General features: G+C 69.4%; 13 protein-coding genes. 10 read left to right on the forward strand and 3 right to left on the reverse strand.

Annotation, left to right across the window (positions count from 1 at the left end; all coding sequences use genetic code 11):
- Nucleotides 1-62: 62 nt before the first annotated feature.
- The 4 genes from RI211_RS07120 to RI211_RS07135 are packed head-to-tail and all read left to right on the forward strand — an operon-like array spanning nt 63 to nt 4249.
- Entirely contained in the window at nt 63-1427 is a 1365-nt protein-coding gene (locus RI211_RS07120; RefSeq protein ID WP_315637022.1) for an inorganic phosphate transporter, read from the forward strand.
- Entirely contained in the window at nt 1424-1759 is a 336-nt protein-coding gene (locus RI211_RS07125; protein ID WP_187663858.1) for a peptidase, read from the forward strand. Before RI211_RS07120 ends, RI211_RS07125 begins: the two co-directional genes overlap by 4 nt.
- A 47-nt stretch (nt 1760-1806) precedes the next feature.
- On the forward strand, nt 1807-2736 hold the full coding sequence (locus RI211_RS07130) for a phosphodiesterase (protein WP_187663859.1): 930 nt from the start codon (nt 1807-1809) through the stop codon (nt 2734-2736).
- A 52-nt stretch (nt 2737-2788) separates the two neighbouring features.
- Nucleotides 2789-4249 carry an aspartate ammonia-lyase gene (locus tag RI211_RS07135; RefSeq protein WP_187663860.1) on the forward strand — a complete coding sequence of 487 codons (1461 nt, stop codon included), beginning with the start codon at nt 2789-2791 and terminating at the stop codon, nt 4247-4249.
- Nucleotides 4250-4314: 65 nt separating this feature from the next.
- Here the strand turns inward: RI211_RS07135 and RI211_RS07140 are convergent, their stop codons facing one another.
- Entirely contained in the window at nt 4315-5184 is an 870-nt protein-coding gene (locus RI211_RS07140; RefSeq protein ID WP_315637021.1) for a fumarylacetoacetate hydrolase family protein, read from the reverse strand.
- Between the two features lie 89 nt (nt 5185-5273).
- On the opposite strand from RI211_RS07140, the gene RI211_RS07145 reads away from it, so the two are divergent.
- The 3 genes from RI211_RS07145 to RI211_RS07155 all read left to right on the forward strand — a co-directional run bounded on the left by RI211_RS07145 (nt 5274) and on the right by RI211_RS07155 (nt 7890).
- Nucleotides 5274-6575 carry a PrsW family intramembrane metalloprotease gene (locus RI211_RS07145; RefSeq protein ID WP_315637020.1) on the forward strand — a complete coding sequence of 434 codons (1302 nt, stop codon included), beginning with the start codon at nt 5274-5276 and terminating at the stop codon, nt 6573-6575.
- 214 nt (nt 6576-6789) lie between these two features.
- Nucleotides 6790-7158, forward strand: coding sequence for an FKBP-type peptidyl-prolyl cis-trans isomerase (locus RI211_RS07150; RefSeq protein ID WP_025103196.1), 369 nt, complete (start codon nt 6790-6792; stop codon nt 7156-7158).
- A gap of 177 nt (nt 7159-7335) precedes the next feature.
- Nucleotides 7336-7890, forward strand: a complete 555-nt coding sequence (locus RI211_RS07155; protein WP_187663862.1) for a YceI family protein — start codon at nt 7336-7338, stop codon at nt 7888-7890.
- 28 nt (nt 7891-7918) lie between these two features.
- Here the strand turns inward: RI211_RS07155 and RI211_RS07160 are convergent, their stop codons facing one another.
- Nucleotides 7919-9214: an MFS transporter gene (locus RI211_RS07160; protein WP_187663863.1), complete on the reverse strand. Its 1296-nt coding sequence runs from the start codon at nt 9212-9214 to the stop codon at nt 7919-7921.
- Between the two features lie 186 nt (nt 9215-9400).
- Here RI211_RS07160 and rpsO point away from each other — a divergent pair, with 186 nt between their 5' ends.
- Nucleotides 9401-9670: a 30S ribosomal protein S15 gene (gene rpsO, locus RI211_RS07165; protein ID WP_017203073.1), complete on the forward strand. Its 270-nt coding sequence runs from the start codon at nt 9401-9403 to the stop codon at nt 9668-9670.
- Nucleotides 9671-9769: 99 nt separating this feature from the next.
- Here rpsO and RI211_RS07170 read toward each other — a convergent pair whose 3' ends face one another.
- Entirely contained in the window at nt 9770-10774 is a 1005-nt protein-coding gene (locus RI211_RS07170; RefSeq protein ID WP_315637019.1) for an isopenicillin N synthase family dioxygenase, read from the reverse strand.
- 150 nt (nt 10775-10924) lie between these two features.
- Here RI211_RS07170 and efeU point away from each other — a divergent pair, with 150 nt between their 5' ends.
- Nucleotides 10925-11863: an iron uptake transporter permease EfeU gene (gene efeU, locus RI211_RS07175; RefSeq protein ID WP_315637018.1), complete on the forward strand. Its 939-nt coding sequence runs from the start codon at nt 10925-10927 to the stop codon at nt 11861-11863.
- The gene (gene efeO, locus RI211_RS07180) at nt 11860-13092 is read left to right on the forward strand and encodes an iron uptake system protein EfeO (RefSeq protein WP_315637017.1); all 1233 of its coding nucleotides are present in this window, start codon (nt 11860-11862) and stop codon (nt 13090-13092) included. The genes efeU and efeO overlap by 4 nt, the downstream gene beginning before the upstream one ends.
- Nucleotide 13093 lies beyond the last annotated feature (1 nt).

Here is a 13093-nt window from a genome sequence, read left to right on the forward strand (position 1 = left end):
CTCTTCGTTCGTCACGTCGATCCCGTCGACATCTCCCTCTTCCTCAAGACCGAAAGCGAACGGTGGAAACCGCAGCCCTCATCGTCGTGCTCGTCATCGCGCTGGCACTCTTCTTCGATTTCACGAACGGGTTTCACGACACCGCGAACGCGATGGCCACGCCCATCGCGACCGGAGCGCTCAAGCCCAAGACAGCGGTCCTCCTGGCCGCTCTCCTCAACCTCGTCGGCGCCTTCCTGTCGACCGAGGTGTCCAAGACCATCTCCGGCGGCATCATCCAGGAGGATGCGATCATCGCCGCGGGAGCGGAGCTGTTCCTCTCGTTGATCTTCGCCGGGCTCATCGGCGCCATCACCTGGAACATGCTGACGTGGCTGCTCGGCCTGCCGTCGAGCTCGTCCCACGCGCTCTTCGGCGGACTGATCGGCGCGACGCTCGTCGGCGCCGGTCTCGGCGGCATCGACTTCGGCGCCGTGCTGTCGAAGATCGTCCTCCCCGCCCTCATCGCCCCCATCACGGCCGGCATCATCGCGTACGTCGCGACGAAGATCGCCTACTCGGTCACTCGTCGCTACGACGGCAAGCCGGACGGACGGGACGGATTCCGCTGGGGTCAGATCTTCACGTCCTCCCTCGTCGCCCTCGCACACGGCACGAATGACGCACAGAAGACGATGGGCGTCATCACGCTCGCCATGATCACCGTCGGCTGGCAGTCCGGTGCGCACCACGAGCCCGAGCTCTGGGTCATCATCGCCTGTGCGTTCACGATCGCCCTCGGCACGTACCTCGGCGGCTGGCGCATCATCCGCACGCTGGGCAAGGGCCTGACCGACGTCAAGCCGGCTCAGGGCTTCGCGGCGGAGAGCTCGACGGCCGCGACGATCCTCGCCTCCAGCGCCCTCGGCTTCGCCCTCTCCACCACCCAGGTGGCCTCGGGATCGGTTATCGGATCGGGCCTCGGTCGCCGCGGGTCCACGGTCCGCTGGCGGACGGCAGGTCGCATCGGCGTCGGCTGGCTGCTGACCCTGCCCGCGGCCGGAGGCGTCGGCGCCCTGGCGGCACTGCTCGTCGTGTGGCTCGGCCCGTGGGGCGTCGCCATCGACGCCATCCTCGCGGTGGCGATCATCCTCGGGCTGTACATGCGCTCTCGGCGCAACGCCGTCACGCCGGCCAACGCCATGAGCGACGTCGCCGAATCCCACCTCGCCGTCGAGGTTCCCGACACCCCGCCGCCCACGCGTCGCCAGCAGCGCATCGCCCAGGCGAAGGCGGAGGCGAAGGCCCGTGCCGAGGCCAAGGAGAAGGCGAAGGCCGAGGCGAAGGACAAGGCGAAGAAGAAGGCCAAAGCCAAGGCGGACGCGAAGGCCGCGAAGACCGGCAGCGCCTCGTCGTCCGACGCGTCGCAGAACGGGGACTCGGCATGAACGTCACGATCGACTGGATCGCCTTCCTGCAGGTGTTCGCCGCTGCGCTCATCGGCGCCGCCGCCATCGTCACCTTCTACGCCCTGGGCCTGCGTCTGCTCGTGCGCAGCGGGCGGGCGCCCGTCGTGAGCCCCGCGGAGTTCACCGACGCCATCACGGTGATTTCGGAGAAGGAGCTCAAGCGGGCCGCCAAGCAGGCGGCGAAGGCAGCGAAGAAGAGTCCGCTCACCGAAGGACAGAAGACCCTCGCGCTCGTGGGCGCCTACGGCTGCTTCGTGCTCTGCGCCGCCGCGGTCATCGCCGGCATCCTCCTGATCGTGATCGGCCACTGAGTCCGCGGTGCGCCGGGTGCGTCGGTGACCGGCCGTAGGCTGAGGACATGTCCGCAGCGAAGGGAACACCACCGGTCTTCGGTCGGTACGCCCCCGCCTCCCACGTCCTGATCCATGTGAGCGATCCGCACTTCCTCGCCGGAGGTGCGGCGCTGGGGGGACGGTACGACGTCGAGCGCACGTTCGCGCGGACGCTCGAGGCGATCCGCGCCGTGCATCCCGCTCCCGCCGCCATCGTGATCACCGGGGACCTCGCAGACCTCGGCGAGCCGGATGCGTACCGCCGGCTGCGTGCGGCGATCGAGCCGGTCGCCGCCGAACTCGGCGCTCCCGTGGTCTGGGTCGCGGGCAACCATGACGAGCGCCCGGTGCTGCGCGAGGTCCTCCTCGATGCCGAGCCCACGGAAGAGCCGGTCACCGGGGTGTGGGATCTCGACGGGCTGCGTCTGGTGGCCCTCGACACGAGCGTTCCCGGGTGGCATCACGGCGACCTCGACCCGGCGCAGCTCGCGTGGCTCGCCGAGGTCCTCGCCGAGCCGGCGCCGCACGGCACGCTCCTGGCGATGCACCACCCGCCGCTGCCCAGCCATCTGCCGCTGTTCGACATCCTCGAGCTGCGGCATCAGGACGAGCTGGCCGCCGTCATCCGGGGCACCGACGTCCGCGGCATCCTCGCCGGTCACCTGCACTACTCCTCGCACGGGCTGTTCGCCGGCGTCCCGGTGAGCGTGGCGTCCGCCACCTGCTACACGATGAACGTCGCGCGCCCCGCGTCTGAGGTGAACGGCATGGACGCCGCCCAGGCGTTCCAGCTCGTGCACGTGCGGCCGGAGACCATCACGCACACCGTCGTCCCGGTGGTCGATGCGCCGACCGGCGACTACTTCTCCGAGGAGTGGGTCGCCCGCATGGCGGCGCTGACGCCGGAAGGGCGCCTGGAGGCGTTCTCCAGAAAACCCCCGCAGGGACCGGCGTAGACTGGACGCATCCCCCGACCTTTCCGTTCGCCACGACCCACGAGGATGTGACATGGCTTCTGCCGCGCCCGCCAATACCCGTACCGAGACCGATTCGCTGGGGAGCATGGAGATTCCCGCCGAGGCGTACTGGGGGATCCATACCGCCCGCGCCGACGCGAACTTCCCGATCACGAAGCGCCCCATCTCGGTGTACCCCGAACTGGTGATCGCGCTCGCGATGGTGAAGCAGGCCAGCGCGAGGGCCAACAAGGAGATCGGGGTCCTCGACGCCGAGCGCGCCGACCTCATCGACCGCGCGGCGCAGCGCGTCATCGACGGCGAGTTCCACGATCAGTTCACCGTCGGCGTCATCCAGGGTGGTGCCGGCACCTCGACGAACATGAACGCGAACGAGGTCATCACCAACATCGCGCTTGAGATGGCCGGACGCGAGAAGGGTGACTACGCCTTCCTCTCTCCGATCGACCACACGAACCGCAGCCAGTCGACCAACGACGTCTACCCGACGGCGGTCAAGATCGGCCTGTCGCTGACGCTGCGTTCGCTTCTCGACGAACTGGACGCCCTGCGCGTGGCGTTCCTCGGCAAGGCGGGGGAGTTCCACGACATCCTCAAGGTCGGCCGGACCCAGCTCCAGGACGCGGTGCCCATGACGCTCGGCCAGGAGTTCCATGGCTTCGCCACGACCCTGGGCGAGGATCACAGCCGCCTCACCGAGAACGCCTCGCTCATGTTCGAGATCAACATGGGCGCGACCGCGATCGGCACCGGCATCACCACCCACCCCGACTACGCGCCGGCCGTGCTGAAGCACCTGCGCGAGATCACGGGGCTCGACCTCGAGACGGCCACCGACCTCGTCGAGTCCACGAGCGACACGGGCGCCTTCATGTCGTTCTCGTCGTCGCTCAAGCGCAACGCCATCAAGCTCTCGAAGATCTGCAACGACCTGCGGCTGCTGTCGTCCGGTCCGCAGGCGGGCCTCGGCGAGATCAACCTGCCCGCACGGCAGGCCGGTTCCAGCATCATGCCCGGGAAGGTCAACCCGGTGATCCCGGAGGTCGTGAACCAGGTGGCCTTCGCGGTCGTCGGCGCCGACATGACGGTGACCATGGCCGTCGAGGGCGGGCAGCTCCAGCTCAACGCCTTCGAGCCCGTCATCGCGCATTCGATCTTCCAGTCGATCACCTGGATGCGTCAGGCGATGTGGACGCTGCGCGTGAACTGCGTCGAGGGCATCACCGCCAACCGCGACCGTCTGGGCGCGATGGTCGGCGCGTCGGTCGGCGTCATCACGGCGCTCACGCCCTTCATCGGCTACGCGGCGGCCGCGGCTCTGGCCAAGACGGCTCTGCTGACCAACCGCAACGTCGCCGACCTGGTGGTCGAGGCCGGGCTCATGTCCCGCGACGAGGTGACCAAGCAGCTCTCTCCTGCCCGCCTGTCGGGCCTGGAGGCGGTCACCGCGGCCATCCCGATCGTCACCCCGGACGACCTCATCCAGATCTGAGCGTCCACCGGATACGGGAAGGGGACGGGAGCTCGAGCTCCCGTCCCCTTCGTCGCGTCCTGGTGTCAGTCGAGGATGCGGCAGTGCGTCGTGAGCTCGCCGATCCCGTCGATGCCGACCGTGACGGTCGAGCGGTCGCGGAGGAAGATCTGCGGGTCGCGGGAGTAGCCGGCGCCGCCGGGGCTGCCCGTCGAGATCAGGGTGCCGGGCAGCAGCGTGAGCGACTGGGAGAGGTGCGCGATGAGCTTCGCCACCGAACGCACCATCTGGTCGGTGCTGGCGTCCTGCACGGTGTGCCCGTCGACGACGGTCCAGATGTGGAGGTCCTGCGGGTCGGCGATCTCGTCGGCGGTCACCGCGAACGGGCCGGTGGGGGTGAAGCCGTCGAACGACTTGCAACGGGACCACTGCGCCTCGGAGAACTGGATGTTCCGGGCGGTGATGTCGTTGACCACGGTGTAACCCCAGACGTGCGCGAGGGCGTCCGCCTCCGGGACGTCCTTCGCGGGGGTGCCGATGAGCACGCCCAGCTCGGCCTCGTAGTCGACGGCCTCGCTGAGGCTCCGCGGCCAGGAGGTGGTCTGATCGTGACCGGTGAGCGAGTTGGGCCACAGGGTGAACACGGTCGGCGCGGCGTCGGTCTTGAGGCCGAGCTCGCTGGAGTGGGCGGCATAGTTGAGCCCGACGGCGAGCACCGCCGGCGGCGCGATGACCGCGGAGGCGAAACCCCAGTCGGTCAGCGGGTGGCGCGGGGCCGTGCCGTCGCGGAGGGCGGCGCGGAGCTCGTCGAGTCCGGCGTCCCCTCGCTCGATCAGCTGCTGCAGGGTGGCAGGCGCGTCGGACAGGAGATCGGAGACGAGGATGGCGTCCGAGCCCTCCACCACGGCGAGAACCGCACGGGAGGAGTCTGGACGGCGCAGGTGAGCGAACCGCATGGTTCTACGCTACCGGGTGCCTGCGGCCGGTCGGGTGGAGGAAGCCCCCAGAGCCCGGCGCGCAAGCTTGTGCCCCATAAGCTTTGACCATGACCTCCGGAGGACCGTCCGACCCCCAGCAGCCCGCCCGATACACGCCCCCGGCGGGGACACCACCACAGCCCTCGGCGTACTCCGCCGCGCAGTACGCGCAATCGCCCTACCTGCCGCCGTCCTACGGACAGCAGCCGGGCTATGCGTCGGCTCTCGCGCAACCCACGCCCTACACACCGCCGGCGCCGGTCGCGCCGTCGCCCGCGGAGTCGCTGCCGGCTCTCCCGGTGCCGAACAAGAAGGGCCGCACGATCTCGCTGTGGCTCTTCGGCTTCCTCGGCTTCCTGCTGCTCGCACTCATCGGCTACTTCGGCTGGGCCCTCGGCCCGACCGCCTCGGTGATCGGGCTCGTCCTGGCTGTGATCCCGCTCACGATCGTCTTCCTCGGAGTGCGCATGATCGACCGTTGGGAGCCCGAGCCCAAGCGCCTCGTCGCGTTCGCCATCGCCTGGGGTGCGGTCGCCGCCGTCGGCCTCACGCTCCTCGTCGACATCGGGCTCACGATGCTGCTGGGCATCCGGTCCGAGGAGTTCTCGGCGGTGGTGCAGGCCCCCATCGTCGAGGAGTTCTGGAAGGGCCTCGGGGTCTTCCTCATCTTCCTGCTCGCGCGGCGGTCCTTCGACGGGCCGGTCGACGGCGTCGTCTACGGGGCGCTCGTCGGTGCAGGCTTCGCGTTCACCGAGAACATCCAGTACTTCGCCATCAGCCTCATCGAGGGCGGCGGAGAGCAGCTCGGCGTCACGTTCATCGTGCGGGCGGTGCTGTCGCCGTTCGCGCACGCGATGTTCACCTCGCTGACCGGATTCGCGATCGGCCTCGTGGCCCGCCGGCACGCCTCCGCCGGAGCGGCCGCCGGGGCCGGCCTGCTCGGCATGGTCGGGGCGATCCTCCTGCACGCGCTGTGGAACGGATCGGCCACATTCGCGGACTTCTTCGGCCTCTACTTCACCCTGCAGGTGCCGCTGTTCATCGGCTTCATCCTCGGGATCATCGCCTTGCGCAGGGAGGAGGCGCGGCTCACCCGGGCCCGCCTGGCCGAGTATGCGGCCGCCGGCTGGTTCACGCCGGAGGAGGTCACGATGCTGGCCACGCCGGCCGGGCGCAAGGTGGGGCTCGCCTGGGCCGCGCAGCTGCGCGGCGACCGCCGGCCGCTGATGCGCGAATTCATCAAGGATGCGACGGCTCTGGCCGCGGTCCGCCAGCGGGCGATCACCGGACGAGACCCGCTCGCCGTCGAGGACGAGCGTGCCCTGTTGATCCGGACCAGGGCGGCACGCGCCGCGCTGCTGGCCTACTGAGCGGCGCCCCCGCAGACAGACTCAGCGCCCGGTGCTGCGGCGATGCCTGCATGTCTCCCGGGCGCTGAGTTGATCTGCCACCAGGGTGCACCCGCGTCCCGCGAACTGTCAAGAGCCCCGGGGGACTTCGGAGCGGAGTCCCTCGGCGAGGTGTTCGCTGTGAGCAGGTGCCGTCGCGTTGACCGGCCGCGCGACGGTCGGGTTGGATGGAGCCATGACTGATCGCACAAAGCCCGAGTTCGACGCCCCGACCGGCCCTGCCCCCGCAGAACTGGTCATCCGCGACATCATCGAGGGTGACGGCGCCGAGGCCAAGCCCGGCGACACCGTGACCGTCCACTACGCCGGTGTGGAGTTCGAGTCCGGCGAGGAGTTCGACTCGTCGTGGGGTCGCGGGGAGACCATCCAGTTCCCGCTCCGCGGCCTGATCCAGGGCTGGCAGGACGGCATCCCCGGAATGAAGGTCGGTGGCCGCCGCGAGCTGATCATCCCGCCGCACCTCGCGTACGGCCCGGCCGGGGGAGGACACTTCCTCTCCGGCAAGACGCTGATCTTCATCATCGATCTCGTCGCCGTCGGCTGACGTCGTCGCTCCGAAGCGCCCTGCACCCCGTGGTGCGGGGCGCTTCTGCATGTCGAGACATTTCTGATCGTCACGGGAATACATGCGAGTGAATGTATGTTGTCGGAAGGGTGCCGCGGACGATCGCGGTGCCATCCCTTCGCCGCCGCCGCGGCCGACGTCTCCTGAGGAGCAATCATGAGCAGCATCGACATCCCCGGTTACCGCCCCGGCACCTGGGTCCTCGACCCGTCCCACAGCGAGGTGACGTTCAGCGTCCGCCACATGATGATCTCGAAGGTGCGCGGCACCTTCGGTGTGAAGAGCGCGACGCTCGTGGCTCCGGAGAACCCCCTCGAAGCCAAGGTCGAGGCCTCCGTCGACGTGACCTCCGTCGACACCAAGGACGAGGGTCGCGACCAGCACCTCCGCTCCGCCGACTTCTTCGACACCGAGAACTTCCCGACCATGGAGTTCGTCTCGACCGGCGCCCGCGTCGAGGGCGGCGACTTCCTCGTCGACGGCGACCTCACCATCCGCGGCATCACGAAGCCGGTCACCTTCGAGCTCGACTTCGGCGGCTTCGGCAGCGACCCGTGGGGCAACTACAAGGCCGGCGCCTCCGCCAAGACCGTCATCAACCGCGAGGACTTCGGCCTCACCTGGAACGCCGCGCTGGAGACCGGCGGCGTGCTCGTCGGCAAGGACGTCACGATCACGCTCGACCTCCAGGGTGCGCTGCAGCAGGACTGACGCGCAGACTCTGTGAACCCCGGGCCCGTCAGGGCTCGGGGTTCTCTGCGTCGTAGTCGCGGAAACGAGGATGCCGCCGGGCGAGGACCGCGACGAGGGCGATCACGATGATCCCGCCGAGCAGCGGCGGGAACCACAGTGACGTCAGCGTCGCGAGCGTCCCGGCGTAGAGGGCGCCGACACGGGGACCGCCGGTCACCACCACGACGAACAGGCCCTGCAGGCGTCCGCGCATGGCATCCGGCACCGCCGCCTGCATCATGGTGTTGCGGTAGATCGAGCTGACGTTGTCCGACGCGCCGGAGAGGGCCAGCGCCACGCAGGCGGCGACGATCAGTGCGACGTGCGGTCGGTCCTCTCCGGCAGGCGTCGCGGAGAACGCGCCGATCAGGAGGACGAGGCCGAACAAGGCGATGGCGGCGCCGTAGGCCTCCACCGCGCGGGCGATGCCGCGGCCGTGCCACCGGTACTGCACCACGCGCCCGGAGAACAGGCTCGAGGAGAAGGTGCCGACGGCGACCGCCGCCGTGAGGATGCCGGTGGTGAAGGCCCCGCCGCCGAGGATGACCGTGCCGAGTGCCGGGAAGAGCACGAGCGGCTGTCCGAACGTCATCGCGATGATGTCCATGACGTACTGCATCCGGATGTTGCCCGCGCGGCGGAGGAAGCGCCAGCCGTCGACGAGCGAGGCGAGGCCGGGGCGCACGATGTCGCCTTCGGGTCGCAGGGCGGGGAGCGTCCACAGGCCGAGGAACATCGACAGCATGAGCACGACGTCGATCGTGTACGTCCAGCCGTATCCGGTGAGCGCCACCAGGAGCCCGGCGAGGGCCGGACCCGCCATGACCGTGAGCCCGAACGCGACGCCGTTGAGCGCGGACGCGGCCGCGAGCATGCTGCGGGGGATGAGCCGGGGGACGATCGCGGTCCGCGTGGCCATGCCGACGGAGTTCGCCGCCGAGTTCACGATGCTCAGCGCGTACAGCCACCAGATCGTCTCCGTGCCGGTCCAGGTGAGCGCCGCGAGCAGCCCCGTGGAGGCGAAGGTCACGGTGGCGGCGATGAGCGCGACCCGCCGCCGGTCGAACGCGTCGGCGAGCATCCCGCCGTAGAGGCCGGCGAGGATCATCGGGAGGAGGCCCGCGACGGCGATCATCGAGACGGCGAACGTGCTCGCGGTCAGATCGAACACATGCAGCATCACGGTCACGATGGTGAGCTGACCGCCGATGCCGGCGAGTGTCGAGCCGATCCACATCCGGGCGAAGGCCGGGCTCGCCTTCAGCGGAGTCAGGTCGATCAGATGGCCGCGTCGGGAGCTCACAGGGCGGTCTTCTTCTGCACATCCCGAGCCTAGTTGACCCCACGCGCCTCGTCCCCGGCGCCGTGTCCCGCCGTGGTCGTCCGGGCTGGTAGACTCGTCAGGTTGCCGTTCGATCGGCCGCGGATAAAGAGAGCTCACGCATCAGGCGTCGGGCGCCGCGCAACAAGCAGAGAGGGGATCGAATCTATGGCACTGGAAGCAGACGTCAAGAAGGCGATCATCGAAGAGTACGCGACGCACCCCGGTGACACCGGATCCCCCGAGGTGCAGGCCGCGATGCTGACGCAGCGCATCAAGGACCTCACCGAGCACCTGAAGGAGCACAAGCACGACCACCACTCGCGTCGTGGTCTGTTCCTGCTCGTGGGTCAGCGCCGTCGTCTGCTCGGCTACCTCCAGAGCGTCGACATCGAGCGTTACCGCTCGCTGATCGCACGCCTTGGTCTTCGCCGATAAGGCACCACGGACCCAGCGTTCAATCGCGCAGAACATTCTTGAGAAGGCCGCCCCACGGTGTGGGGCGGCCTTCGTCATGTCCGGACGTCGCGGATCCCGTCAGGCGGTGGCACCCACGAGATCAGGGTGGTGGATGGCCGCCACGTCGGGGTGTGCGCGCAGTCGAGACTTCATGGCGTTCTCGCCGTAGGTCGCGTGGATCGGATTGCTCGGGTCCTCGGTGACTCCGGTCGCCTCGGCGGCGAGGTCGGCAGGGAGCTCGAGCAACGGGAGCTGCTGATCGAGCGCCGGGTTGAAGAAGAACGGAATCGAGATGCGCTCCTCCGGCGCCCGTGGCGAGATCACCCGGTGGTTCGTCGCCTTGAGGTAGCCGCCGGTGGCGTACTCGAGCAGCTCGCCGATGTTGACGACGAAGGCGCCCGGCACCGGGGGAGCCGACACCCACTCGCCGTCACGCTCGACCTGGAGTCCGCCCTTGCCCGGCTCCACCCAGAGCAGCGTCAGCACGCCGGAATCCTTGTGCGCACCGACGCCCTGCTGCGGTTCCGGCTCGTTCGTTCCCGGGTATCGCACGATCTTGATCAGGGTGGACGGATCGCGGAACGGCTCGTCGAAGTAGGTCTCCTCCGCACCGAGGGTGAGGGCCCAGGCGCGCAGGAGCTTGCGGGCGATCTCCGTGAGGGTGTCGTGCCACTCCGTGACGACCTCCTTGAGCTCCGGCTGCGCGGCGGGCCAGAGGTTCGGTCCGGTGAGGCGGTTGAAGGCGGGGCCCCCTTCGACCGGCTCGCGTTCGGGGCCGATGTCGATCTGCTCGCGCCAGTCGACCTTGCCCTGCGTCCGCTCCCCGCCGATCCGGGTGTAGCCGCGGAAGTGCGGGCTGTTGACGTTCTCGATCGCGAGCTTGTCCTCCTCCGGCAGAGCGAAGAAGTCGAGGGCGGCCTGATGCAGCCGCGCTTCCAGTTCGGGAGAGATGCCGGTGCCGGTCAGGTAGAAGAAGCCGACATCGTGCGTGGCCGCGCGGAGGTCGTCGCGGAAACGCGCCGCGGCCTCGGGGCCGTCGTCGAGCTGGGACAGGTCGAGGATGGGGAGCGAGAGTTCAGCCATGGACCGAGGCTATGTCGCGGATGAGGCCCGAGGATGCTCTGTTGCATTCCATTACTTCGGTGGCCGGTGTCGGGCGGGCGCCGATCACGGTGCTAGAGTCTCGTCGGTAAGGGATGCCTTACCTCAGTCGCCTGCCAGAGAGTGTCTCCCGTGCTCGCCACCTTCCTCATCGGACTCCGCGAGGGTCTCGAAGCCGCGCTCGTCGTCGGCATCCTCGTCGCTTACCTCCGCCGTCTCGGTCGCCGTGACGCGCTGCCGAAGATGTGGACCGGGGTCGGCCTTGCGGTCGCCCTCGCTCTGGGCATCGGCGCGATCCTCACCTTCGGGGCCTACGAACTCACGTTCCAGGCGCAGGAGCTGATCGGCGGCGGGCTGTCCCTCGTCGCGGTGGCGATGGTGACGTGGATGATCTTCTGGATGCAGCGTGCCGGCCGCACCATGAAGGCGACCCTCGAGGGCGGCATCGACCGCGCGCTGACGGTGGGCGGTCTCTGGGCGCTCATCGCGATCGGCTTCGTCTCCGTCGCCCGGGAGGGGATCGAGACGACGCTGCTGCTGTGGTCGATGGTGCAGTCTTTCGGCGATGCCCCCTCGGCCCTCCTCGGCGCGCTCCTGGGACTCTCCGTGGCCGTCCTGCTCGGCTGGCTCATCTCCCGCGGGGCGCTGCGACTCGACCTGCGGCGCTTCTTCGCCTGGACCGGCGGCTTCCTCGTGATCGTCGCGGCCGGTGTCCTCGCCTACGCCCTGATGGATCTGCAGGAGGCGGGAGCACTTCCCGGTCCCTTCACCGCCGCCGCTCCGCTCGACCCGGTCACCGGCGCCGTCGCCGTGGGCGCGGCCGGCTTCCCGTTCGGCTGGGCGTTCGACGTGTCGGCGGCGATCGCTCCCGGCGGCGCGCTGGCCTCCGTCCTGCAGGCCACGGTCGGCTTCATGCCCGCCATGACCTGGCTGCAGGTGCTCGCCTGGGGCCTCTACATCCTCGTCGTGGGCGGGCTCTACCTCCGCGGCCTCCGCTCGGCACGCCCCTCGACGCGCGGCGCCTCCGCCGCCACCTCGACGTCCTCCCTCACACAGCAAGGAGCAGCATGATCACCTCGCACCGGGTCCTCGCCGCGGCAGCCGCCGCGGGCACCGCCGTCCTCCTCCTCAGCGGCTGCGTCGCGAAGAGCGATGCCCAGGCGACGGCGGCGTTCGACGTCTCATCCACCGCCACGGACTGCGCCGTCTCCGCGTCCACCGCGAAGAGCGGGACGCTCACGTTCGATGTGAAGAACGACACCGACCAGGTCTCCGAGTTCTACCTGCTGGCCGAGGACGGTCTGCGGATCGTCGGCGAGGTCGAGAACATCGCCCCGGCTGCGTCCCGCACCCTCACGGTGGTCGCCCAGCCGGGCGAGTACTTCACGCTCTGCAAGCCGGGCATGGTCGGCGACGGTGTCGGCCGGGCCTCGTTCACGGTGACCGGAGACCGCGTGGCGGTGGACGGCCCCGACGCCGAGCAGAAGCAGAAGGCCGTCGATCTCTACCGGGCGTTCGTGAAGGATCAGGTCGGGCAGCTCGTGCCGGCCGTGGAAGACCTCGTGGCCGCCTACGAGTCCGGCGACGACGAGACCGCCCGCACGCTCTTCCCACAGACGAGGGCGTTCTACGAGCGCATCGAGCCCGTCGCCGAGGCGCTCGGGGACCTCGACCCGCGGATCGACTATCGAGAGGTCGATGCGGTGGCCGAGGGCCTGGACTGGACCGGCTTCCACCGCATCGAGAAGGACCTCTGGGTGCCGGCGGAGGACGCGCTGAACGCCGACGGAGAGACCCCGGCATGGCAGGACTGGGCGCCGTCCACGCCCGCGGAGCGCGCCGATTACGGCGACCTGCTCCTGGCCGACGTGCAGGAGCTGTACGACTACGTGCACTCGGACGACTTCACCACCGCACTGGACGACCAGGGGATCGGCGGCATCTCCAACGGCGCGATCGCCCTGCTCGACGAGGTGGCCACCGGCAAGATCTCCGGCGAGGAGGACTGGTGGTCCGGCACGGATCTCTTCGACTTCGCCGCGAACGTCGAGGGCTCCAAGATGGCCTTCTCGCTGGTGCAGGGCTTCGCCGCGGCGCAGGGAGACGACGGCGAGGCCCTCGTCTCCGAGATCGAGACCGGATACACCGCCCTCGAGGAGTCCCTCGCCGCGCACGGCTCGCTCGCAGAGGGCTTCGTGGGGTACGGCGAGCTGACCGAAGCGGACAAGCGGGAGTTCACCGATCTCATCAACGCCCTGGCGGAGCCGCTCTCGCAGCTCACCGGCACGGTGCTCGACTGAC

It is taken from the genome of Microbacterium meiriae, from assembly GCF_032364335.1.
Taxonomy (GTDB): Bacteria; Actinomycetota; Actinomycetes; order Actinomycetales; family Microbacteriaceae; genus Microbacterium; species Microbacterium meiriae.